23 protein-coding genes are annotated in these 23,360 nt (G+C 70.6%); 10 read left to right on the top strand and 13 right to left on the bottom strand.

What is annotated here, in order from left to right; all coding sequences use genetic code 11:
- Positions 1-799 precede the first annotated feature (799 nt).
- From ADK36_RS31130 to ADK36_RS31120, 3 genes are all read left to right on the top strand, one after another.
- Positions 800-1,423 (top strand): hypothetical protein, encoded by a 624-nt coding sequence (locus tag ADK36_RS31130; protein WP_053199863.1) that lies wholly within the window; start codon positions 800-802, stop codon positions 1,421-1,423.
- Positions 1,424-1,473: 50 nt separating this feature from the next.
- Positions 1,474-1,893 carry a helix-turn-helix domain-containing protein gene (locus ADK36_RS31125; RefSeq protein WP_053199861.1) on the top strand — a complete coding sequence of 140 codons (420 nt, stop codon included), beginning with the start codon at positions 1,474-1,476 and terminating at the stop codon, positions 1,891-1,893.
- Positions 1,894-2,354: 461 nt separating this feature from the next.
- Positions 2,355-2,786, top strand: a complete 432-nt coding sequence (locus ADK36_RS31120; protein WP_053199859.1) for a hypothetical protein — start codon at positions 2,355-2,357, stop codon at positions 2,784-2,786.
- Positions 2,787-4,257: 1,471 nt separating this feature from the next.
- Here the strand turns inward: ADK36_RS31120 and ADK36_RS31115 are convergent.
- The 5 genes from ADK36_RS31115 to tpg (ADK36_RS31095) all read right to left on the bottom strand — a co-directional run bounded on the left by ADK36_RS31115 (position 4,258) and on the right by tpg (ADK36_RS31095) (position 7,374).
- Positions 4,258-4,773 carry a hypothetical protein gene (locus ADK36_RS31115; protein ID WP_053199857.1) on the bottom strand — a complete coding sequence of 172 codons (516 nt, stop codon included), beginning with the start codon at positions 4,771-4,773 and terminating at the stop codon, positions 4,258-4,260.
- 18 nt (positions 4,774-4,791) lie between these two features.
- Entirely contained in the window at positions 4,792-5,064 is a 273-nt protein-coding gene (locus tag ADK36_RS31110) for a hypothetical protein (RefSeq protein ID WP_053199856.1), read from the bottom strand.
- Positions 5,064-5,297 carry a hypothetical protein gene (locus ADK36_RS31105; RefSeq protein ID WP_053199854.1) on the bottom strand — a complete coding sequence of 78 codons (234 nt, stop codon included), beginning with the start codon at positions 5,295-5,297 and terminating at the stop codon, positions 5,064-5,066. Before ADK36_RS31105 ends, ADK36_RS31110 begins: the two co-directional genes overlap by 1 nt.
- Before the next feature lie 621 nt (positions 5,298-5,918).
- Entirely contained in the window at positions 5,919-6,680 is a 762-nt protein-coding gene (locus ADK36_RS31100; RefSeq protein WP_053199851.1) for a hypothetical protein, read from the bottom strand.
- A 103-nt stretch (positions 6,681-6,783) separates the two neighbouring features.
- Entirely contained in the window at positions 6,784-7,374 is a 591-nt protein-coding gene (gene tpg, locus ADK36_RS31095; RefSeq protein WP_053199850.1) for a telomere-protecting terminal protein Tpg, read from the bottom strand.
- 128 nt (positions 7,375-7,502) lie between these two features.
- Here tpg (ADK36_RS31095) and ADK36_RS31090 point away from each other — a divergent pair, with 128 nt between their 5' ends.
- Positions 7,503-8,315 carry a GNAT family N-acetyltransferase gene (locus ADK36_RS31090; RefSeq protein ID WP_053199847.1) on the top strand — a complete coding sequence of 271 codons (813 nt, stop codon included), beginning with the start codon at positions 7,503-7,505 and terminating at the stop codon, positions 8,313-8,315.
- A 128-nt stretch (positions 8,316-8,443) separates the two neighbouring features.
- On the opposite strand, the gene tpg (ADK36_RS31085) is transcribed toward ADK36_RS31090, so the two are convergent.
- Both tpg (ADK36_RS31085) and tap read right to left on the bottom strand, forming a co-directional pair.
- Positions 8,444-9,001, bottom strand: coding sequence for a telomere-protecting terminal protein Tpg (tpg, locus tag ADK36_RS31085; protein ID WP_053199845.1), 558 nt, complete (start codon positions 8,999-9,001; stop codon positions 8,444-8,446).
- Positions 9,002-9,013: 12 nt separating this feature from the next.
- Positions 9,014-11,374, bottom strand: coding sequence for a telomere-associated protein Tap (tap, locus tag ADK36_RS31080; RefSeq protein ID WP_053199843.1), 2,361 nt, complete (start codon positions 11,372-11,374; stop codon positions 9,014-9,016).
- Between the two features lie 176 nt (positions 11,375-11,550).
- Between tap and ADK36_RS31075 the strand changes: the two genes are divergently transcribed.
- Positions 11,551-12,021 (top strand): hypothetical protein, encoded by a 471-nt coding sequence (locus ADK36_RS31075; protein ID WP_053199894.1) that lies wholly within the window; start codon positions 11,551-11,553, stop codon positions 12,019-12,021.
- Positions 12,022-12,178: 157 nt separating this feature from the next.
- On the opposite strand, the gene ADK36_RS31070 is transcribed toward ADK36_RS31075, so the two are convergent.
- The 6 genes from ADK36_RS31070 to ADK36_RS31045 all read right to left on the bottom strand — a co-directional run bounded on the left by ADK36_RS31070 (position 12,179) and on the right by ADK36_RS31045 (position 20,044).
- On the bottom strand, positions 12,179-13,345 hold the full coding sequence (locus ADK36_RS31070; protein WP_107086931.1) for a protein kinase domain-containing protein: 1,167 nt from the start codon (positions 13,343-13,345) through the stop codon (positions 12,179-12,181).
- 107 nt (positions 13,346-13,452) lie between these two features.
- On the bottom strand, positions 13,453-14,289 hold the full coding sequence (locus ADK36_RS31065) for a DciA family protein (protein WP_053199841.1): 837 nt from the start codon (positions 14,287-14,289) through the stop codon (positions 13,453-13,455).
- Positions 14,286-16,928, bottom strand: a complete 2,643-nt coding sequence (locus ADK36_RS49115; protein WP_053199840.1) for a hypothetical protein — start codon at positions 16,926-16,928, stop codon at positions 14,286-14,288. Before ADK36_RS49115 ends, ADK36_RS31065 begins: the two co-directional genes overlap by 4 nt.
- Before the next feature lie 1,278 nt (positions 16,929-18,206).
- Complete coding sequence (locus tag ADK36_RS31055) at positions 18,207-18,539, bottom strand: hypothetical protein (RefSeq protein ID WP_053199838.1); 333 nt, start codon at positions 18,537-18,539, stop codon at positions 18,207-18,209.
- A 69-nt stretch (positions 18,540-18,608) separates the two neighbouring features.
- Complete coding sequence (locus ADK36_RS31050) at positions 18,609-19,169, bottom strand: UTRA domain-containing protein (RefSeq protein ID WP_053199835.1); 561 nt, start codon at positions 19,167-19,169, stop codon at positions 18,609-18,611.
- Positions 19,170-19,234: 65 nt separating this feature from the next.
- Positions 19,235-20,044 (bottom strand): GntR family transcriptional regulator, encoded by an 810-nt coding sequence (locus ADK36_RS31045; RefSeq protein ID WP_234329943.1) that lies wholly within the window; start codon positions 20,042-20,044, stop codon positions 19,235-19,237.
- Between the two features lie 499 nt (positions 20,045-20,543).
- On the opposite strand from ADK36_RS31045, the gene ADK36_RS31040 reads away from it, so the two are divergent.
- The 5 genes from ADK36_RS31040 to ADK36_RS31020 all read left to right on the top strand — a co-directional run bounded on the left by ADK36_RS31040 (position 20,544) and on the right by ADK36_RS31020 (position 23,356).
- Positions 20,544-21,404: a hypothetical protein gene (locus ADK36_RS31040; RefSeq protein WP_053199834.1), complete on the top strand. Its 861-nt coding sequence runs from the start codon at positions 20,544-20,546 to the stop codon at positions 21,402-21,404.
- 209 nt (positions 21,405-21,613) lie between these two features.
- A complete protein-coding gene (locus ADK36_RS31035) occupies positions 21,614-22,105 on the top strand; it encodes an ATP-binding protein (RefSeq protein WP_234329942.1) in 492 nt (163 codons plus the stop codon).
- An 83-nt stretch (positions 22,106-22,188) separates the two neighbouring features.
- Complete coding sequence (locus ADK36_RS46930; protein ID WP_078950849.1) at positions 22,189-22,503, top strand: WhiB family transcriptional regulator; 315 nt, start codon at positions 22,189-22,191, stop codon at positions 22,501-22,503.
- A 198-nt stretch (positions 22,504-22,701) separates the two neighbouring features.
- The gene (locus ADK36_RS31025) at positions 22,702-22,890 is read left to right on the top strand and encodes a DUF5999 family protein (protein ID WP_053199883.1); all 189 of its coding nucleotides are present in this window, start codon (positions 22,702-22,704) and stop codon (positions 22,888-22,890) included.
- 103 nt (positions 22,891-22,993) lie between these two features.
- Entirely contained in the window at positions 22,994-23,356 is a 363-nt protein-coding gene (locus ADK36_RS31020; RefSeq protein ID WP_053199830.1) for a hypothetical protein, read from the top strand.
- Positions 23,357-23,360: the final 4 nt, after the last annotated feature.

The following is a 23,360-nucleotide window of genomic DNA, read 5'->3' as shown; positions in this document are numbered from 1 at the left end:
GCTGGCGCGGGCCGGGCTGGCTACGAGGGAGGGGGTCGCTCGTTCGTGTGGGTTCCAGTGTACCGCGTGCATCAGGTTGATGCAGCATGTACCGTTGGCGGAAACACGGGACACCCCCCAACCACCTCTTCCAGGCGCGGCTTTTGAGGCTGCATCAGCGCCGGTATTCGGCCCACCACTTAGGCGAGGAATCACGAATTGGGAAGGCTCGGACCTCAGCCACAGAACGGTTCCTCGGAAATCGGAAAGCCGAAATTCCGGCGTGCGGAGGTACGGAAGCCGAACGGCCTCCCGGGCCGGGCGGCGGAACCGCCCACCGGCACCGGCCACGCTTCCTCGCTTTTGATCGTCACGGCCGGTACCACCCGAGACTCAGAGCCGCTGATGCCGCCTACGGTCCGCACCCGAACTGCAGAGCCGCGCGCGAAGCCGCCTCAGCCACCACGCCCCAGCCCCGGGACGGGCGCGAGCGAGGCCGGACACGCCCGGCTTCCAGCTGTTGCCAGCACTGGGAAGCCGGGGCCGGCACCCGCCCGACGGGCCCGGAGGGTGTCTTACAGACACCTAAGAGTGCTCGCGGCCCCAAAACGCGCTGACCTGGGCAAACGCCAAACGGCGTGTTCTAGATCTCCAGAACAAAGGGGGGTCGGTTTGTTCTGGAGATCTAGAACAAACTCCGGGCGTGTCGAGGCGGCGCAGCGGCCCGCTGGAGGCGGCGCGTGTTCTACCCCTCTGAAACAAGACGGTTCCCCTAGTGATACCGTTCGGCCCACGCTCGATGATCTTCCTGGAGGCTTTGATGGAGCAGCTGCCGGTCGTTCGGCCCGGCCAGCGCGTTGTTGCGCGGTCCGACGGCAAGGGCGGCATGGTCGTCAGTGTCGAGAAGATCCAGGGCCGCGAGTTCGCGGTCAGCGCGGAGGTGAAGGGCTACGTCCTGGACGCCCGGCTGCTGATGGACGTTCTGGGCAGCCTGAAGATGCCGGGCAGCTGGTTCCAGGTGTGGTGCAAGCTCGTGGCCGCCCAGGACCCGGCGTACCACGGCGTGGACCGGACGAAGGCGCCGCGCGGGTACGTCCGGATCAACCAGCGTGACCTCCAGAAGCTGTGCAGCCTGTCCGCAGCCTCGGTGAGCGAGCCCGCGCAGTTCTTCCACCACATCGGCTGGATGCGGACCGCGAAGCCCGGCGTGCTCCAGCTGAACCCGTGGCTCACGGTGGCCGGCACCTCCGCCGAGCAGGAGCAGTGGCAGAAGGAGTGGAACGCCGCCGAGGGCCCGGCCTGCATCATCCCGGCCCCGGACTACCCCGCCGAGTGGCGCGCGGAGCGGGCGAAGGCGAAGAAGGAAGCCGAGGCCGCCCGCCGCAGCGAGAAGGTCGTGACGTTGTCGCGCCGTCGCCTGCCCGCCCGGAAGGCGAGCGCGTGACGCGCGCGGGCATATCCTCAAAGCCAGACGACAACGACCAGGAGGCCCTCGTGAGCACCACTTACGTACCTGGCCCCCCGTCCAATGAGCCGGTCACGCTCACCCGCGACGCCCTGCGGATGCTCGCCCTCGTGGACATCTCCCTGACCGCTCGCCGCGTGCTCGACGTGCTCCTGGCCTTCCAGGACCCGGACAACGGTGCTGTCGGCATCAGCCAAGCCGAGATGGCCGCCGAACTCGGAGCCGGGAAGCCCGCGGTGAACCGCGGCTTCAAGGAGCTGAGGGAGGCCGGCCTCGCCTGGCTCCTGCGCCGCGGCTGCTACCAGCTCCACCCCGTCCTCACCGGCGGGCGGGTCGCCGGCACCGCGATGGCCGTCCCCGAGATCAACACGACGCCCGCAGAGGACTTCACCGAGCAGCGACGGACCCGCTTCGCCGCGCAGGTCGCCAACCTCGCGCAAAGCGCCTGAGCAGCCCCACAGGGCCCTTTCGACGCCACGGCGCCGCACCCAAGGTGCGGCGCCGTTCGCATGCCCGGGGGAGTCACTCGGGGCTTCCAGGCGGTACATCGTTCCCGCCCAGGGGAAACCGCAGGTCGCCGCGCTGCCGCCCGGGATGTCGGTATCACCAGGGGTACCGACATGTTCTAGTTCTCCAGAACACGCGCCGCCGTGAGCGGGCCGCCGGGCGTACGCCATTCCCCTCCAGGAGAAAAGTGCTGGTCAACGGAGCGCGGCCCGAGTTTCGGTAGCACCAGGGGAACCGTCTTGTTCTGGTTCTCCAGAACACGAGCCGACGGTCCGCCGAGAAGCGCGTACATCGTTCCCCTCCAGGGGAAAGCCGCAGGCAGGACGGCCCGCACGAGCGTTCTCGGAAGGCCCTGCCGCGCGCCGCCCGCCCGAGCGCCGGCCGTCGCGGTACGAGTGGGGGCGTGACCCACAACTTCGGCCTCCACTTCGCCCAGGAGCTGGGCAACCGCTTCGGCTCGCCCACCGACAGCTGGCCCGCGAGCGCGGAGCAGGTGATCCCGTTCTTCACGATCGTCGTCAACGCGCTGGGCACGGACGACGCAGCGCAGTGGTTCGAGGCGGCCCGCAGGGCCCACCAGCGCGTGGTGACCGCGGAACAGAACCGGGCCCACCACTTCGGCTTCGCCCACCACCTGGACTTCGAGACCGAGGCGCACCAGGAGATCACCCTCCCCGTCGTGGCCGCCTTCGAGGCGACGAAGGGGCTGTACGAGATCACCCGCCGGGACTCCAGCGTCGACATCGACGTGTTCTTCGACTGCGCGCTGAGGGCGTGCTCGCGTGGCAGCGGCCGGGCCGACAGTGCACCGGTGGAAGCAGGCGCGAACGCGTAGCCGCACCGGACGCAGCGGTCGAGCGAGGGTGCAGCTCCGGCGGAAGGCGTGGGGACGCGGGGACTCCGGGGCCGGTGCCGGACGGCGGGCGGGCGGTAGCACCAGGTAACCGGCTTGTTCTGGAGCAGCAGAACAACCGACGACTGCTCGGGGCGCTGCATGCAGCAGCTGTGCATAGATCTCACGCGGAACATCGCAGATCTGCGAACTTATGCAGCCGCCAGGACGGGTCCGCAGCCCTGCTGCTGGCCCCGGAGCAGCGGGCGCTCGACTGCTGTAGCGAGGCCGTGCAGCGCGCAGCTGCTGCTCCGGCTGGGCGGGCCTGCTGCATGTGCAGCACCCTTGCGCCGCCCGGGTCGTGCGAATACTGCGCCACAGCACCCGACCCCGAGCAGCAACCGGCCTTGCACCCTTCACCACCAGGAGCAGCAGCTGGTTGCGCAACGGACGCTGCACCGTGCAGGCCGGGAAGGGTGCAAGGGACTGCAACGTGCAGTCGGTGTGCAGTCGGTTGCAGCAACGGCGGACTTCACCGGGAGCGCCGGCACCCGGCGACGACGGGGCTCATCGACACCGGCGTTGCACCCCAATAGTGGTTAGTACAGATAGCGGTTCTGTGCGGGTAGGTAATCCCCTCCCCCTGAGAGCAGAGCTCGGTCCGGGGACAACCGGGAACCGCGGCGAGACCACGACGGCGGGCGAGACGATCGCGGAGCCGCTCCAAGGGGATCAGCGGCACCTCCGGCCCCTGGAGGCGCTGTGCGGCGCTGTGAGCGCCTCTGGCGGCCTTGATCGCCGCTCGGGAACCCGGAGGGCCTCAGAAGGTCACAGGCGGCCGTAGAGGGCCGGGAAGGATCATGTCCGCCGGACGCTGGCGGGCCATGGTCACATGCGAGGCGGGAAGATCGGGTCCCGTTCCGCGAGCTCCGCTCTCAGGGGGAAGGGATCTACAACCCGCACCAGAAGCACTATCTGTACTAACCACCATTGGGGTGCAACGCCGCCTTCGCGCCGTGACGTCAGGCCCTTGGAGAGCGTCTCGCAGTAGCCCAGGGGTGCTGCCGCCCTGCTGGGCTCGCCCTTGGCGGCGGATCAGCGACACCTCCGGCCCTCGAAGGCGTGTACGCCGCTGTGAGCGTCTCTGAGGCTCTTGATCGTCGCTCGGGAGTCCGGGAAGCCTCAGGACGCGGCAGACGGCCACACGAGGCCGGGAAGGATCATGCGCGCCGGACACCGGCGGTCCCTGATCACAGGCGAGGGCAGATGATCGGTTCCCGCTGCGAGCTCTGCTCTCAGGGGGGAAGGAAGAACAACCCGCAGATAGGTACTACAAGTACCTACCTACATTGGGGTGCAACGGCCGTCCTCGGGCCGGGCCCGGGCGGAAGCCGTGGCGCAGCACCAGCCGCGACCCGGAAGCGGCAGCCGGCTGATGGGTGCAAGACCGGAGCGGACGTGCGGCGCGGCCTGGCTACAGGCGCTGGGCGAGGGTCTCGCAGTAGGCCAGGGGAACGGTCGCCTGGTACAGGTTGCCCTCGGCTGCGTTCCGGGAGGCCATCGCGAGCATCATCGCGAGGCTGTGCAGCGTCTCGTCTCCGTCGGCGGTGTCTTCGCCCAGGCGGGCGCGCAGTACGCGGTCGGCCTGGTCCAGGACCTCGGGCCAGACCCCGGCGTAGGCCTTCGGGTCCACCCCGGTCAGGGGCGTCAGCCACAGGTCGGCGTGCGACTGGAGCAGCTGCTCGGCCGACCGGTAGTCCAGGACGGACCCGCAGGACAGGCGCAGCCCGTCGGTGTCGGCGGCGGTGCCGGGCCACCCGGGCAGGGCCTCGGAGTGGGCGGGGCACAGCAGTGCAAGCCAGTCCGGCGACTCCCCCGGCGCGGCGGCGGGGCCCTGCCGGAGCACGGTCGGCGTGGCGGGGCAGTCCAGCACCTGGCGGAGCCCGGTGAGCTGTCGGCCGGCGGTGAGCTGGTTGATGTCGGACGGCACCTTGGGCTCCTTCGGCGGCTAGACCTCGATGTACGCGACGACCACGACGGTGCGCAGCGCGGTGACGAAGTACAGGACGCGGACGGCTTCGACTTCGTCGGTGTACTGGCGCAGTTGGGGGCCGGCGGTGTCGCCGGGGATCGGCTCGCCGACGTCCGGGTCGACGGAGATGACGACCAGGGCGCGGTCCAGGGCGTGGATCTCCGCCTCGCTGGTGATGTTCTCCAGCTGCTTCGCGGCGGAGTCGGAGAAGGCGATACGGGCGCGGCGAGGCCCGTGTACCGACGGCATCAGGCGACGGCCGGGCGCTGCGAGGCGAGCCGGGCGAGGTGGGCCTCGCGCAGCTCCTCCCACGGCGTGCAGTCCTCCACCGAGGGCAGCCCGTTGGCCGCGATGTCCTCGAGGACGGCAGCGAACTGGTCGGCGTTCGCGCGGGTCCTGGCCGCGTACGCGCGGACCGCGTCGGCGGCCGCGGGCTCCAGCTGCTGCCGGGCGTGGTCGGCGGGGGCCGGCTGTTCGCTCATCGAGGGCTCCAGGAAGGCGGAACTGGCGTCTGCTTCCACGGTATCGGCCGCCCAGGGCCCTGGGGACCACTCCGGACGAACCGGCTCGCAACGAGGGTGCAAGACCCAGAGACCCAGGTGGACCCAGCAGCCGTTGCTGATTGTGTCCGCCAGCGAAAACACCGGTCTCGGGACCCAGGTTCCGGGTCGGTTGCTGGGTCCCTGGGGTCCGCCCGCGCGATGACACAGATCAGCTGAACAGTGACACAGATGAGTGGGCCCACCTGGGGAAACGGGGGGTTGATGACACAGATGACACAGGTCGGCCGGACTGTTCAGGCCGGGACGCCGGGCACGGCCTGGCCGTTGGTGATCTGGAGGCGGGCGGTCATCGCGTGGCCGACGCTCACCACGTGCTGGCCGTCGCCGTCGTTACGAGGAGGGATCGCAGCCGGATGCGGACCGTAGTCGCTCCGGGAGGGGTGTCACGCTGATTGGCGAGGTGGCCCAGATCCGGGGCCGGGCCCGTGGTTCCGGCGATCGTCAGCGTGACACCCCGACGTGACAGCCGGATCGGGGTGCGTGACACCGGTCGGCGTGACAGCGTGACAGTCACCCTCGGTGATCGCGATGGATGCGGTGCTACGTCCGGGCGCGGGTGAGGAACGCGGCGAGTGCGCCGGCGGCTTCGGGCTCGGTGGTGGCGAGCCGGGCCGCGAACGCCAGCTGGGCGACGTCCGCGCCGGGGACCAGGCGGACGAGTTCGGCGAGCAGCGCGGCGTGCGCGAGGACCGGCGGCGTAAGAAGGCCGGCGGCCTCCTTGCGGGCGGCCGGGTCGCGGTAGTGCCCGAGGTGCGCGGCCAGGGCGTGCGCGAGCCAGGCGTCGACGTCGGCCTGGACGTACCCGCCGGCTCGCCGGGTGAGTTCGTCCCGGACGGCTTCGTCCCCGGTACGGGGCTCGGTCTGCTCCAGCGTGCCCAGCTCGCGCAGCGCCTGGAGCTCGTCGGCACGGGCCGCGATCCGGGCGGCTTCGCGCAGTTCGGCTTCCCGGGCGGCGGCGGCCGCGGCGTCGGCGGCGAGTTCGGCCTGGACAACGTCGTCGGCGGCCGGGTCGTAGACGGTGCCCGGGACGGCGTCGGCGAGCAGTTGGTCGATGCGCTCCCACTCCGCGAGTTCCGCCGGGCCGCGGACGTCGTCGGCCAGGTCCTCGTGCCGGGACGCCTGCCGGGCGTCGAACCGCGCTTCCTCGAGGGCCGCCGCGACAGCGCCGGCGTCCATCCCCTTCGCCCGGCGCCGTACGACCCGGCGGCCGATGCGGGCCGGATCGACCGGCTCACGGGGCACGGCGACGCGCGCGGCGAGCGGTCGACGGGTACCGCCGCCGGGCGGCCACATCCTGGTCATCTTCGACCTCGCATTCGTGGTGAGAAATCAGAGCGGGCCGCCGCCAGAGCGCTGTACGACGACCCGCCGGATTGCTTTATAGCAGGCCCGGAATTCGACCGCGTCAGAACATGAACTCGATGGCCTGAACGTGCGTGAAATCCGCGCGCAGACCATCGGCGCGGGTGCCCCATTCCGTGAAATACGACTCGGTGATGGCCTCCGCGACGATCGGATGCAGATCCTCCTCCGTCGCTCCGGCCTCCTGGAGATCGAGGATCTGCCGCGCGTAGGTGGGTGAGATCGGGGTGGTGATGGTGCGTATGCGGCCGTCGTCTGAGCTGCCCGTGCACGTGAATCCGAAGTACGCCGTCACCTCCACCATCATCCCGCTGGAGGTGGAAGCCTGCTCCCGCGCCTGTGCCCTGACCTGCGGTTGCCACTCGGATTCTGTCTCCTCCACCAGGGTGGCCTGGAGGCGCTTCTGCGGGGTCGTCAGCTTCCCGGCGCGGTAGCGCTCCACCGTGCGGCGCGAGACGCCCAAGCGCTCCGCCAGGGCCTTGGTGGACCCCTTCGCCCGCGTGAGGAGGAATTTCACCTGTGCCTTCGCGGATTTCGGCACGGGCCGGGTGAAGACCTTCCGCTCCGCCCGTGTGAGGGCCTCCAGGACCTTGCCGCGGCGCGGGGCCGGCTGCTGCTGCTCGTGCTCGTTCATACCTCCTAGGGATCACGGATCGCCTGTGGACAGATTCCCGGCCCGGCGTACCCAAGTCGCCTGCCAGCGAGGGGTGTTAGGTGGGGGTGCCGGGTGGGGAGGTTTGCGGTGACAAGGGGAGGAACGCCGTGGGGAAGCGGAACGGGGCGCGCAAGGGCGCCCGGCGGTCGGGGAATCCGGCGCGCCGTGAGGCGGAGCGCCTGTACTCGGGGAACGTGATGGGCGAGCGCATGTACGCCGCCACGGCCCCCGGGGCCGGGGTGCAGCCGGGCGAAGTCATCCCCGTGAGCGTCCCGGCCTTGCCGGACGGCGTGGTGCTCCGGGACGCGACACCAGCCGACGCGGCCGCGTTGGAGCCCGTAATGCGGCTGGCCGACCCGGACAACCCCGACGGCTCCTGGCGGCAGCTCCCCACCGCGATCCGCCAGAGCCTCGACGCCGACAAGTACACCCGCGTCCGCGCGGTACAGGAGACCGAATCCGGCGCACTGGTCGGCGGCACGATGACGCTGCCAGCGGCGTGGGCGTTCACCCACCCCATGCTCCTGGGGTCGCCCAACGCCCACATCATCGCCGGACTGGTCGCCACCCTGGACTCCCTCGCGGTCGTCGAAGCGTGGCGCGGCAAGGGCATCGCCCGCGCCCTGGTCGCCGACGTGGAGCGCGCGGCCGGCGCCCACGAGAAGGGGAAGTTCGGCGCGGCCATCCTGTACGTCACGCACGAGCCGGAGCTGACGGACTTCTACGCCGGGCTCGGCTTCACCCTCTCCCCCGACGGCATCGGCATCCCCACCCCGGCCGGCTTCATCTGCCACGGCCCGATCAAGGGCTTCCGCTTCTCGGTGAAGCCGCTACGCACCGGCGTCCAGATGCAGGCCATGCCCACCCCCTACGGACGCCAGCTCGTCATCCGTGGCGTCCTGCCCGGCCCCGCGCACTGAGCCGGTGACCCAGGCACGTCGCCCTCGTTGAGCACGGCATCGCGTGCATGACCATCCGACCCCGGATACGCGAGCGAGCCCCGGACCTGCGTTGGTCCGGGGCTCGCGGGCTGTTCGGGACGCGGCTGCTACAGCTCGAACTCGAGGTGCTCGATGTCCGTGAACCGGACCTCTTCCAGGCTGCCGGCGCGGCGGCCGCCGTCCTGGAAGTACACCTCCTTGAGCGCTTCGGCGGCGATCTCCTGGAGTCGGGCGTCGCTGGCGCCGGCCTCCTGGGCGTCGAAGAGGCGGGCGGCGTAGCGGGGCGGCAGGGCGACGGTCAGGTGCCGGATGCGGTCCTGGTCCGTCGACCCGATCGGCGCGGTATAGCCGAGCCTGGCGCGGGTGTCGACGACGATGCCGCCGGTCGTCGCCGCCTTCTGCCGGGCCTTGGCCCTAATCTGCGGCTGCCAGCGGGCCTTCACCTCACGCTCCAGGCGCGCGGCGAGGTCCGGACGCGGCTTCTTGATCTGGTCCTTCACGTACCGCTCGACGGTGCGCTGGGAGACCCGCAGCATCTGGGCGACCGCCTTGGTGCTCTTGAGCTGCTTGACCAGGTACCGCATCTGCGCACCCGCGCTCTTGGGTGCCGGGCGGGTGAACGCCTTCTGTACGGCGGCGTCCAGGCCGTCCCCGAACAGGCTCATCGTGGCCTACTCCTACTCTCCGTTGTCGACGTCGGTGACGGTGCCGTCCTTGATGTACCGGGCGAGGTTGAGCTCCGGGGCGTTGAACCGCTCGCGGACTTCTTCGCCCCACAGGACGTCCTGCGTGCCCTCGTGCTTGACCAGGCCGGGGTTGATGCCGAGCTTGAAGCCGCCGGGCAGCGGCCTGCCCTCCCGGTAGGGCAGGAAGTCCAGCGGGCTCTCGCCGCTGGCCGCGTAGACGACGCAGTCGGACAGGATCGCGATGGGGTACTGGCCGGTGAACGCCGCGTGCTTGACGATCTTGCGGTGCAGGTTGATGCGGGTGCGGGAGATGACCGCCGCGCGGATGTCCGGCCGCCACGTCGGGCGGGACAGGGCGCGCCACGGCTCGCCCGGCCGCCAGCCCTCGCCGCGCGGGCGCTCGCGCAGCTTGCCCAGGCCGCCCTTCACCGTCGCCTTGACCGCGGAGACGACGATCGCCAGCTCCGGGTCACGGGCCTTGTAGCCGTCCATCGCGGCGAGGAAGTCCTCGGGCGACAGGTCGGCGTCGACGCCGAGGTCGGCCATCGTGGCGAGGTAGGCGTCGCGCAGCCGGTTGTACCAGCCGTCCAGGTAGCGGCCGTTCTCCCGCCGCACCCACGCTTCGAGCGGGCGCACCTCGTAGCCGAGCTCCGCTGCGTAGGCGACGGTGGGCGTCGCGTACCAGGCCGGCCCCTCCGGGCGCTCACCCTTCGGCGTGAACGGGGAGGGCAGCAGCGAGCCGTCCAGCTCCACCCACTCCTTGCCGACCTTCACGCGGGACAGGTCGACGTGGGAGAGGTCGACCAGCCACGAGCCGGGCAGCTTCGGGTCGAACGCGGGGGCCTTGACGTGCGTCGCCTCGCCGAGGCCGACGTTCAGGCCGTTGGCGCCGGCGGCGAAGGCCATGTTGACGTCGATGCCGACCAGGTGCCGCAGGGTGCACTCCGCGTCGGTCATCGGCCGTGCCCAGTCGTACGCCTCCTCGAACAGCTTCTCGCCGGGGCCGCGCACGTGGAACCGGGGCAGGTCCTTGAGGACGGGGTGGCCGTCGGGGACTTCGCACGGCGGCCAGTTCATCGGGTCGATGGCGTCCTTGCCCAGCGAGCCGGGGTTGTGCTCGGAGTGCCGCCTGCCGTCGGCGTCGGGCTCGGAGGCGCGCGTCGGCGGGTGCAGCGCGGTCATCAGCTCCAGGCCGGTCACGGCGGTCGATCCGCGCGGCGTCATCACGCGCGAGGCGTACACGCCCAGGACGCGGGCGAGTTCGGCGGGCGGGAGCTGTCCGGCCTCGCCCCAGTGCCGGGTGTCCAGCGCGTTCCAGGAGGGGATGCACAGCTGCACGCAGGCCCGCTCCGAACCGGTGGCGGGGCGGTAGATCCGTGCCCACGGGCCGAAGCCGCGCTTGGTCAGCTTCCACTCCGCCCGCGTGAGCTGCTTGATGACCTTGTGGCCCTCCGGGATCCGCCCGGCGTGCTTCTCCTCCTCCGTGAGCGCGACGGGCAGGCCGTAGCGCTCCAGGGCGGCTTCGGTGAGCACGATCAGCGGGTCGGCGTCCTTGCCCGGACCGGCGAGCTTCGGCTGACCGAGCTTGGCCTCGCGCAGCGTCCAGTCGACCAGGGCCGGGATGCTCTTGGCGGGCACGTCCAGGACCAGGCCGCCGGTGCAGTACGCCAGCACCTGCCCGTCCTCGACATCGACGACCGCCAGCGGCCCGTTCTCGAACCGCGGATCGGCGGAGCCCGCCGGGGTACCGGCCGGGGCCGCCTTCTTAGCACCCGGGCGGCGCGACGTCGACGACGTCCTGGTGGTGCGCGCCGGACGCGGCGCGGCGGCCGGAGCAGCGGCGACAGGGGCAGGGGTGTGGGTGTTCTCGGTTGCAGTCATGGCCGCAGCCTCGGACACATCCCCTGTGGACAGAGTCCGCGCTTCCGTCGCTGTCGCCTTCTGCGTCCCAGGTCGGCGCGACGTCTGCGTGGCCCTGGTGGGGTAAAGGGATTCGGCGATCTCGTCGTACACAGAGTCCGGAACCTCTGGCATTTCGCCTGCCGGGTCGGGCGCGCCGGTGAACGTGGCGGGCACCGGGGCAGCTGGCTCTTCCGGCGTTGCGGGTGCGGGGTAGAGCTCCGCGAGCTGCTTGAGCAGCCGCGCGTACGCCTCCCGTTCCGGGCCTCGCGGCTCGGTCGGCTTCTTCGTCGACTCCCAGGCGGACACCGTGGCCCGACGCACCTTCAGCGCGCCGGCCACTTCGTCCAGGGTCAGGCCGTGCGCGGTGCGCAGCCGCTTGCGCTCCTCCGCCGACGGCAGCGGAGAACGGGACGCGACCAGCGCGTCTACCGCGTCGAACAACTCGGACATGGAGCACCTCCTGACACACACTCTACCCCATGAACCGTAAGGATCGCGTACTTTCACCGTACGGATACCGTACGAAGCGTGTTCGATGGGTGCTGTGTCGGGTGTTCTGGCCGGATTGGTGGCTGGTTCTGACGAACGCGCACCGGCCCGCGGTGCTGGTCACTACCGTCGGGACCATGGCGAAGGGGAAGACGTCCATCGGCCCGGCGGACTGGGCGATGCGGGTGGTGCTGTGGCTGTACGCGCTCGTGAGCATCCCGCTGTACCTGTGGTTCCTTCACCACATGGGCGACCGCTGGGGTCAGCAGCTGCCCGCCGACGACAGCCTGCGCTTCTGGCTGCCGATCGTCGTCCCGCTCGCCGCGTTCAGCTTCACCACGATGTCCAGCACCTCCTGGTGGTACAGCACCGAGGACCGCCCGTTCCTCCTGGGCCGCAAGCACTGGCGGTTCATGATGGTCTTCGTCGTCGCCCTGTCCCTGATGGCCGGCTTCTTCGGCTCCGCGCACCAGGACTTCGTCGCTCTGCTGCTGACCGTGATGGTCACGACCATCGGCATCGCCGGTCTGTGGCTCCTGCCGCCGACCCTGTCGCCGCACCTGCTCGACACCCTGCGCCCGAAGAAGGCGCCAGCGGACCCGTCCTGACGACCCCTCGCCCGCGGCTGGGGCGCGTTCGTCTACGCCGGGATGGTCGCCCTGTACTTCCTCGCCCGCGCGCTCTGGGGCACCGACGACGGCCAGGCCGTGCCCGAGGTCGACAACACCGTGCGGAGGCCAGCGCCTGACCCCGCGGGTGTGACGATCAGTCGGTCACATGCACGGTGACGTACAGGTCTCCGGGCGCTCCGCCGTGCTTCCCCGGCGCGCCAAATTCCCTGAGCCGGATCTTCTGCCCGTTCCGGACACCAGCGGGAATGCGAACCGAGAAGGTGCGCCGCTTGCTGGCGACCCTGCCCTCACCTCTACAGACGGTGCAGTCCAGCACCCTCGTTTCGTCGCCTGTAGTGGCGCAGGCGGGGCAGTTCTCGTGGGCGGTCATACGCATGGGAACGACCGCGCCGGCGGTGGCTTCGCTCGGGGAGAGTGAGACCTCGGAAGTGACGTCGGCCCCGCGGCTGGGCGGCGGGGTGTCACCGAAGTAGCGGTCGTTGATCTCTTCGATGAGGTCATAGACCTCATCGGCGCTCTCCGGCCGCTGGGCGGGGTCCTTGGCCAGCAGCCGGGCGATCAGCCGCTCCAGTTCCACAGGGGCGTCCGGGCGCAGGGTGCGCAGTGGGGCGGGCGGCTCTTTGAGGTGCTGGTTGATCAGGTGCCAGGACGTGCCGGTGAAGGGCCGGCGGCCGGTGACCGTCTCGAAGAGCACGCAGCCGAGCGAGTACAGGTCGGAGCGGTGGTCGAAGGTGCCGGACAGTGCTTCGGGTGCCATGTAGGCCGGGGTGCCGATCAGGACGCCGGTGGTGGTGAGGTCGTGCCGGGCGTCGCTTCCCTTGGTGATGCCGAAGTCGACGACTGTGGCCTCGCCGTTGTCCCGGACCATGATGTTGGACGGCTTGATGTCCCGGTGGGTGAGGCCGGCCTCGTGCGCGGCGTCCAGGGCGTCGGCGACGCAGGACGCCACGTACAGGGCCTTCGGCAGGGGCAGTGGGCCGGCTTCCAGGAGGGCGCTGAGGGACTTGCCGGGGAGCAGCTGCATCACCAGGTAGGCGTACGGGCGTCCGTGGTGCATCGCGGAGCCGAAGTCGTGGACGGTGACGATGCGGGGATGCGCGAGGCCGCCGGCCACCGCGGCCTCGCGGGCGAACCGGGCCACCTGGCGGTCGTGGTCGGCGCTGCCGTCACCGGTGAGGACCTTGACCGCCACCAGCCGGTCGACCTTCGGGTCGTGTGCTTGCCAGACCTGCCCGAACCCGCCCGCGCCGACTGGCTCGATCAGCCGGTAGCGGCCGTCCAGCACGGTCCCTGCCTGCACGACTCCCCCTTCGGTGCGCGACGCGACGCACGGTGTACCAGACGTGTACCCGTAACGCTACGCCGGGACAACCACCAGTAACAGGGGGATCTGATCTATCAGTTGGCTCAGGCCGTGGTCCGTAGCGCAGCCGACTCCGGGAGGCTGGTGGTCGTCCCCGGCTCCCGGGCCGCGCGCTCTTGCCGGGCCCGGCGCAGTGCGGCGGCCTCGGTGGCCGCGGCCTGGCGGCGGCGCTGAGCGCGGGTCGCGTCGATCGGGGCCGGCGCGTCGTCCGGAGGCACGTCCGGCTCCGGGAACGCACGACGGCTCAGCTCCCGCATCGCGGCGGTCTGCCGCTCCACCGCTTCCGCGATGTCCGGGTCGACCCGGGACGGCCGCGCGGCCTGGCGGTGCGCTTCGATGGCGCGGCGGTAGCCGTCCGGCGGGGTCCGTCGCTGCACCGGCGCGGCGGGCACGTTCGGCGGAGTCGGGTCGGCGGCAGCCGTGGCGGGGCTGGCCTTCACGGGTGCGGGCGCCAGGACGTGCAGGGTGCGGACGTTCGCGCCCTGCACCTTCTCGTTGGCGGCCGCGACCAGTTTCGGTGCGATCCAGCGCAGTTTCGTGCCGTACGCGGGGGCATCGGGGGCGACGTCCAGGCGGCCGGTGTCCGCGTCGAACGCCACGGCCTGGACGTGCCCGGCGAGCTCGGGCGCCGCTACGGCGAGGATGTCGTCGAACTGGGCGAGGACGCTGCCGCCGGCGGCCGGGGCGACCATGCCACGCTCGGTCATCATCATGCCGATCGCCGCACCGAGCCCGAGAGGCTCGCGGCCGTCACGGCGTACGACCGTGCCGGTACGCCGCTTCGGCTTCTCCTTGCGGGTGCCGCCGTTCTTCTTCGCCGCCTCCCGGGCCGCGACCAGGGCCTGGCGCGCGAGGTCGACCCCGCTCAGCTCGGTACTCACGCCATCACCGCCCCGGCCGTACCGCCGTCCAGCGAACGCGCGGCGAGCCTGGTGAGCCGGTCCGTCCACGGCGCGGGCGCGGCCTGCTCGGTGCGGGCCGCCGCCTGCTCGCGCAGCTGCTCCAGCCGCGCCGTCAGCAGGTACTCGGCCACGCGCTCCCGGGCCGCGTCGGCTGCCTTCGTCGCGGCGGCGATGGCGTCCGCGCCGCTCGGGTTGTGCTGGAACCACGGGCGGCCCTGCTCGGCCTTGAACGCCCGCCGGGCCTCGGCTTCGGCCTCCTCGGTCCGGCCCAGCATCGCCAGGGCGCTGTCCTGGTACTCCTGGACGGCCTGCTGTGCGGTCTGGAACGCGGCGAAGGCGTACGCGTCCTCAGCCGCCTGCGGATTGGCCTCCAGCATGGCGACGTCGGTGATCTGCAGGAACTCCTGCCAGGCGGTGGCGATGCTGTTGCCGATGGCCGTCCGGACTTCGGCGACGACGGCCGCGACGTTGCCCGGGTCGGTCGGGTCGGCGGACCAGGCCGCTGCGAGGAGACCGGCCTCACCGATCAGGGTCTCGGTCTGACGGCGGTGGTCGCACGTCTCGCACAGCCCGGCCGCCTGGTCCTTCCCGCAGTCCTCGCACGGCAGCGCCTGGCGCACCGCGTCGGCGGCGGCCGCAGCCTCACGTTCACGCTCCGCCCGCTTCCGGGCAGCCGCACGGGCGGCATCGCGGCGGGCCTGCTCCGCACGGGCCTGCTCCCGCCGCCGCACGAGGCCCTCCGCCTCGATGGCCACCTGCTCGCGCAGCCGCTCCTCGAGGACCCGGCGCCGCTCGCCCTCACTCAGGCCAGGCAGCTCCCGGTCGACCTTCGCCGCGATCTTCGCCCGCCGGGCACGCCGGATGTGGACCACGTTGCCGCAGTTCTCGCACTCCCCGCCGGTGTCCAGCCGGATCCCGTCGTCACAGCGCCGGTCCGTGCACGCCTGACGCTGCACCAGGCCCCGCCGGATCAGCCACGGATACGGCCGGTCGACCAAGGCCTCGCCGCCGGTCTCCTTCAGCCGGTCGGTGAGCCGGTCGGCCAGCAGCCGAGGCGCGCCACCCGGCAGCGCCAGCAGACCCTCCAGGCGTGCCAGCTCCGCCCTCGCGGCCGCCTCCACCTGGTCCTGCTGCCAGCCCGAAAGCCGCTCCCACAGGCCCGAGACCGGCCCCAGAGCCACCTGCAGACCAAGATCAGCCGGAAGGTCCACCCTCCGCTGCTGCTGCGCCTTTCCACCACCCACGGCCTTCAGCCGACCACCGGCCACAGCCCCGGCAGCACGCTGCTCACCCCGCTCATCGACCGAGGACTCCTTCGGCTTTTCCCCGCGAAGCGGGCCGCCCTCAGCCACCGGCGACGCCGACCCGGCAGCGGCGGTTTCGCCGTCGACGGCCTGGTCCTCGCGCACGCACACGCGCTCCGGCCGACCGCCTTCACCCCCACGGCCTTCGCCGGAAAAACCACAAGAGAGCTGCGGAGGAACTACAGGAGTAACCACAGAAGCGTGGACTGCGTGGAGCTCTGCACCATCGGGACGCTCCTGATCTCCCGCACTTTCACCACCCTCAGCACCGCAGATCCCAGACGTACCAAGGGCACCAGCCACATCCGCGGGAGCATGATCTCCGCACGCACCATCAGGACGCGCCAAAAACACGTCCTCGGAGCTCTGAACAGCCTCCACAGAGGCCACGGTCCGGCCGTACGCACGAGCCACGGGCAGCAGCATGACCTTGCCCCGGCCGTTCATCCGTGTCGTTGTCGCCTTGCGCTGCCGGGCCACGACACCGGCCTCCGTCAGCCGTGCCAGGACCTTCCGCGCCCCGGACGGCGAGCAGCCCAGCAGCCGCGCCAGCGTCGCCGCCCCACGCCCCTCCTTCTTCTTGACCGAGCCGCCGCACAGCTGCAGCCAGCCCGACGCCCGCGTGTTCAGCACCATCAGCAGCAGCCCGAGCCGGTCGGTCGCCGCTCCCTTGCCCGTACGGCCGGCCAGCAGCCCCGGCGGCGTCGGCTCCTTGTCCTCCGGCGTCCAACCCGGCCCGAACAGGGCCTCGATGAGGCGCAGCAGCGTTGCGAGCTCCGCCTTGTCCAGCGCCAGAGGGTGCGCCGCTCCCCCGCTCTTACGGGCGTTCCACAGCGGCATGACCAGGCAGTTCAGCCCGGTCGGGTGCCCCTTCGAGTCCCTCACCACCTGGGTGTGCAGCGCGTCCGTGCCACGCAGCACGGGCAGCACCTTGTGGTGGACCGTGGACTCCTTCATGCCCAGCCAGCGGCCCAGCTCCGAGCCCCAGATCGAGGTCTGGTTGTCGTTCTTCTCGCCCTTGGGCGCCCGCGACTTCGCGTACAGCACCACCGCCGCCAGCTTCGGCGCGTCTTTCAAACCGGCGATCGACGGATCCGACAGCAGCGCCTGGACCGCAGCGAGTAGCCGCAGCCGCATCTTCCGACCGAGGCGCAACGGGTCGTCCGAGCCTTCGTCGCCCGCCTGCCCCGAGGCCGGCACCGACCGCAGCGCGGTCCGCTGCCCGGGAAGCACCGGGGCCTGGTCGACGGAGTCGTCGAAGAGCTCACCGAGCGGGCGGTCCAGCATGGCGGCCTGTGCCGTCACGGCGCTCATCGGCCCACCGCCCCGACAGGAGCGGCGGACACCGCAAGAGCCGAACATCCCAAGATCGCCTGTGTCGCCATCGGGCCGGTGTACACGCCAAAGCGGACACCCCCGTCCGGAGCAGTCAGAACTCGTGCTTCCTCATCCACCCACCGACCGTGCACCGGACGGCCTGTGGACAGAGGCCGCACAGCCCCGATACCCCCCGGTGCTCCCGCACGGCGGGCAACAATCTTGAAACCCGTCCCGCCACACGGGACGACGCGCTCGCGTACCCCGCCGTCGACGGAGTTGTCGATGACCTCCGAAAGCCGGTGCATGAGCGGCGCGGCAGACGCTGCGACCGCGCTCACGGAGGCACCCCCCCAGGTCAGGCGGGCCGCCGAATCGGCGACATCCGTGTGACAGTCGAGGGGTGTGATGTACGTCACAATCCAGTCAGGGGGGACACCGCAACCTGCAGCAATCTCCTCAGAGGGGGTACTGACCTGGTCGTGGTCGACCTGACAAGACGACTCACGCTCGTGCACTATGGCGATACCGACCTTCCATATGGATCAACGCAGAGGGGCCCCTTGGCCGGGGCCGATCTCGATGGCTCGTGTGGTGGGTGGCAGTGCGAAGGCCAGAGGCGGATCTCCTTTCGTCGATGGACTTGGTGCTGGTGTTCCGAAAGCCCTTGGCCGGGCCTCGGAACGAACCGCGAAGCCCCCTGGCAGGGGCCCGCGGGTGTGTTTGCAATGGCGGCCCTGATGAGGGGCCGGTGGGAATGCAGCGGCTTGATAAGCCGCGGCTCAGAGTCGGGTGCGAACCGAGATCTGAGCGAACCGCTCTGGGTTGCGAATCCAGGCGGTAGACGGGCCGCGCGAGGCCGAAGAGGATGGCGAGTCCACTTCTTGGCGCGCGCGGCCGATGGCCACTAGGTCATCCCAACCCCCTGAATTCGGAGGCTGGCGTCAGCATGCGCGCACACTGCCCGGATGGCGTGATCGCGATGGAGGAACGGCGTAGCTGCGCGTGTAGTTCCGCGCGGGCGGGTAGCCTTCATCCCGCGAGCACCTCCCAACCAGGTGTGTCGCCCAACGAGGCTTAGCCCCGTTCGAGAAGCCCCAGTGGACCAGGCACGGTCCCTGGGGTTCTCGCCGTTATGGATCACTGTTGCGTACAGCCTAGCCCTACGACCCGACAGATTTGCGGGACGAATTCGCACAGAGTCCGAGACGCACGGAATGCCGAGCCCGTCAGACGCGAAGTGCGAAGGAAATTGCCCGCCAAACGGGAAGCAGTTCATTGGCCGTCCCGACCGATGAGCCCTTGAGCCTGCGTCAGGTAGGCATACGCCGTGCCCAGATGGCTGTACTGGGCCATACCTTCCGTCACGAGTGCCATGTCCGCAGCGTCTGCGGCGCGCTGAAGGACCGGCGCTAGGACGGCCGGCACTTCTGGGGCAGAGGCGAACGCCAGGAGTCGTTCCACGACCACCTCAAGTCCTGCATGGGCAGGGAGGCCAGCCGGACCGTTGGGCGCACAGAGAGCGGGAAGCCAACCGGTGTCAGCGTCCAAGGCGGTGCGGAGCTCCTGCACCAGCTGCTCGCTGGTCAGGCGCCGCTCGGCGGTCATGGAAGTGAACTCCTGAGCTCGAAGGGGGATATCAACAAGCGCCCCGACCCTCCGGCCGGGGCGCCTGGGTCAGGCCAGCGGAACCGCGAAGCGGAGCTTCCAGCCCTTGCTCAGCACATGCTGGGTGACCTCGACGACGCGGCCCTCAGCCGTGCGGCCGACGTGGGTGATGGTCATGACCGACTCGCCCTCGGTCAGTCCAAGGCGGGATGCCTCATCCTGCGTGGCGGGCCGGAGCTCGACGTCTTCGACGGCCGTGTCGCCCTGGTCGAAGCCAGCCTCCTTCATCCGGCTGATGATGCCGCCGACGCCCGTGTCCACCTGCTCGATGCCTGCGGCCTCGGCCACATCGACCGGGATGTAGGTGTTGGCGAGCTGGACCAGGCGGTCACCGTCGAACATCTCCCGACTGCGGACCACGACCGTGTCGTTCGAGCCCAGGAGCTCAGCGACGTCGGCGGGCGCGGCGGCGCGGCTCACGGAAACCTCGGTACGAGGAGTGCGTCCGGTGCGGCGCAGTTCAGCGTCGAAGGCGCCATGCGCTCCGCCTTCCTCACGCTGACCGGTGGTGTAACGAGTGCGCGCGTCACGCAGGATCGTGCCGGTGCTGTCGATGCTGTTGCTGGGCATGTAGTGCGTGCTCCTTATTGGTTGCTCGGGTCTTTGGGTTGCTGAGTCAGTACACGAGGGTGCTCTTAGGGCGCATCGGGCGAATCAATCACCCACTCGTACGCCAATCTCCACTTCGACCGCGGCAGGACGTGTAGGCCGATCTCGACAACACGGCCTTCAGCGGTCAGCCCCTTGTGCGTGATCTCCATAACGGCCTGCTCGGCTGGGATGCCGAGTGCCTTTGCCTCTGCCGCAGTTGGGGACCGAACTTCGATCTCCTCTCGGAGGCGGACTTGCTTGAAGCCCGCTTCCGCCATACGGGACTTGCTGCCTCCAGTACCCGTATTGCTCTCGGCAAGTACCGGGCACGCATCCGCTACATCCTGGGGGAACCACGACGTGGCGACCTGGACGACTTCTTCGGCCTCATTGTTGCCAGGGAGTCCCACGGGCATGATCCGCTCGCGCTTGAGGGTCTTGGCCCGATGGTGCATCCCGAAGGCTTCCGCCACCTTCTTCGGCGGCACGTCCCTGGCGATGGTGAGGACCACCGGCCGCGGTTCGAACCCCATGGCCCGCATCTCGGCTTCGAATGCACCGACCGCTCCGCCGGCCTCCCGCAGCGATGGCAGGTAGCGCCGGTTTCGCTCGCTCACGATCTTGCCGAGCACCAGCGAGACGTAGGTGCCCTTTCCCTGCTTGGAGAACAGCAGGCCCTCGCTCTCCAGCAGGCCGTAGATGTCGCGGGCCGTCTGGTAGGCGATGCCGTGGTCCTTCTGGAGCTGAGGCACACCAGGCAGGCGTGACCCAGGCGCGAGTACGCCCCGCGCGATCTTGTCTCGGATCTCGGATGCGATCCGTTCGACCTTCCCTGGTTCCCTCTTGGCGGCCACCGCTCCCCCTCTCGTACGCATCATGCGGGCTAGCGGATCTCGCTACCCGATGCGCACAGCATGGCATGACTAGTTGTTTCTCGAAAGCCGAGACTCACACTCGTTTAACCGACACCAGAAACTAGCAGGTCAGAGCTGCTGTCATAAACAAGTTAGCTAGACAGGTTGACCTGGGGTGGATAGCGGGGTTCTAATCGAGATGCCCAGCAAGCGGTGAGTAGCCGGATGCAGGGCGTAGCCGGTGGTGCGCTCATGCGTTTCGGAGCCCTGCTGGACGTACCACTGCACCATCGCGGTCCCTGCGGCTCGCCTCTTCGGAGACGGGCAGGTGGTCGGAGGCGGTAGCACGATCAAACCCCCCGGCTGGCAGGACTGCTTGATCAGCGCTGATGCGCTGTCTATCCGCCGGGATTCGGGCTGTTGGCTCGTGGACCTGGTGGGTGGAGAGAGCATCCGCCCCGCGAACACCCCTCCCCTCTCTTCCTGCCGAGGAGTCGCCATGCCCGAGCTCGCCATGCCGAAGGCCGCCAAGCGCCGCGGCCGCACCCGTACCTCTCGCGTCAGCCCGCTCGACGCGATCGTCCTCTCGACCCTGTCGCCCGGCCACATCGACATGCGGACCGTGGAGACCACGCAGACCCGCCGCATCTCGGTGGTGTGCCCGGACTGCGACACCTGGGTGCCCGTGACCCCCCACCGCGGCACCTACCTGCTCAAGCTCGTCCCGCACCACACCGGCAAGGCCGGCGTCGCCGACGCGATCCGCTGCCGCTCCAGCAACAGGCTCGTCGACGTGGACATCACCGACTACGTCTGGCGCCGCCAGTACAGGGACTGGGCGCGCGAGGAGCGGCTCGCGGTCGACCTCACCCGTCACCGCCGCGCCACCGTCCAGACCCTCAAGGCCTCCCGGCCCCAGGAGCGCCCCGCCGACCGGCGAGCCCAGTGGGAGCGTGCGGTGCCCGCCGCCCGCCGGGCCGACGCCGCCCGTACGGTTCCCGCCGACGCGATCCCCACCACGCGCGGTCTGGCCGTTGACGGACCCGCCGGCGCTCCGCTGGCCATGACCCCCCAGACCGCCGGGGACCGGCGCTCCGTCCGCGCCCTGGCCACCGGCATCCTCCGCACCCTGGCCGACGCCGGCCAGGACCGGTGCGCGAGCGACGCCCTCGCGGAACATCTCACCCGCGCCGCCTACACGCACCTGGCCACGATCTGGGGCCGCCCCCTGACCCCGGCAGACCAGCCCGCGCACACCGCCCTGGTGGCTGCGGTCCAGGCCGCGCTGCCCGCCCCGACGCCGGGTGAGACCGCCGCCGCGTACACCACCCGCTGCCACAGGTCCGCACTCGCCGCCTGACCAACCGGCCCGGACGAACGACCAAGGCCCCGGCCACCCCGTAAGAGGGGAGGCCGGGGCCTTGGCTGCTCGTACGAACAGCCAAAACGAGCGGCCCCGGGATTCCGCCCCAGGGCCGTTCAGCAGGTCAATCCAGTGGAGGAAAAACCTTGAGTCCCATCATGACATCTCCCGCGCCTCCCGGTGCACGGGCAGACAGCAGCCCGGACATGGACGACATGCTGCGCCGGGCCCGTATGGAAGACCAGCGACGTTCGCAGCGGCCGGAGCTTCCGGCCTGCATCCCCGGCCTGTACGTCCAGCACCGCGACCGTGGCTTCGTCGCCCACATCACGGCCTCCGAGTCCGCCTTCAGCACGGTGCGCGGCCTGACCGTGTCGGCGCTGAAGGCGTACGGGGCCAGCCAGGCGACCGCCGACACCGCCGAGTGGCTCGTCTCGGAACTGCTCGGCAACGCCGTGCGCGCCTGCGGCGATCACGTGCCCCTGGTCGTAGAGGTGTACGTCACCGGGCGCAGCGTCCAGGTGAACGTTCACGACCCCGCCGCCGACGTGCTGCCGCACCGCAGCACGGTCGCGATGGACAGCGACAACGCGGAGTCCGGGCGCGGCCTGGGCCTGCTGGACATGCTGGCGCCCGGCTGGGACATCGCGTCCTCTCCGGTCGGCAAGCAGATCCGCTGCCGCATCGACGCCAGGTAGTTCAGCCCGCCGCCAACACATGAGACAGCCCCGGGGATCCCGCCCCGGGGCTGCCTCGTACACGGACTTTCTGGGAGACCCACATGAAGCGAGCGTCCGTCGCCCTCGTACGCAGCCACGCCTACGCGACCGTCTCCACCGACGCGCCGGAGCGGCCCCGCGCGGCCTGCGTCGAGGAGGACCCCGAGCTTTTCTTTCCCATCGGCGACACCGGCCCGGCGCTGCTCCAGATCGAGGAGGCCAAGGCCGTCTGCCGTCGCTGCCCGCTGATCGAGAGCTGCCTCCAGGGCGCGCTGGACCGCAACGAGTCGGGCGTGTGGGGCGGGCTGTCCGAGAAGGAGCGCCGCTCCCTCAAGCGCCGCGCGGCCCGCGAGCGCGCCGCGGCCGCCTCCGCCTGACGGGAGCGACAAGCAACTCCCTGCCCGCCCTGCAGCACTGCCACCCAACAGCCGCCCGCACCACGGGCGGCCGGCCTTTCGCACGCCTCCAGCCCGAGAGAGTCTCGGGCCCGCATCCCCGCAGGAGAGCCCATGCGCAGCAACACCCAGCTCGACACCGCGACGACCGCCACCGGCACCACCCGGCTGCCGGACTCGCTGTGCACGCACACCCCCAACTGCCCGTCGGCCGACAGCCCGGACCGCGAGGCCGCGCACGTCGTGGCCCCTCACCCGGAGCAGGGCTGGAGCCTGCTGTGCAACGGCCTGGTGCTCTTCGAGGACACCGGCGAGCTGCTCCCCGACGGCCAGATCATCCCCCCGCACCGCCACCTCGTCGCGGTCTGAAGGCTGCCTGATCCGCCCGCACCGACCGCCGGACCCCGGCGGCCGGGTCGGGCGGTGACGGGGAGCCGGACAGCCCGGACCACCTGACCCGCCAGGAGCCGCCGTGCGCAACAGCACCCAGAGCACCACCCCCGCCGTCACCTACAAGCGGGGCCAGTTCGTCCTGTACCGCGACCCGGAGATGTTCTGGACCGGCCAGAGCAACCACACCTTCGTCTGCCGCATCGACCGGGTCTGCCTGGACAACACCTACGACCTGACCCCGCTGCCGAACGGTCGCCCGATCTACTACGCGAACCCGGACTACATGCGGCTCCTGCCGGCCGTCGACGCGATGCGCGACATCGACACCGCGCCGCTGAACACCGACGGCGCGGCCGACGACATGACCGCGGCCGCCATCGCCTGGCTCACCCAGCAGCACGCGACCGCCAACCAGCGGCCCGAGCTGCCCGACCAGCGCTGACCAC

Source organism: Streptomyces viridochromogenes (assembly GCF_001270495.1).
Lineage (GTDB): Bacteria > Actinomycetota > Actinomycetes > Streptomycetales > Streptomycetaceae > Streptomyces > Streptomyces viridochromogenes_A.
Note: the sequence above shows the minus strand (reverse complement) of the source record. Positions and strands in the feature narration are given on the sequence as shown.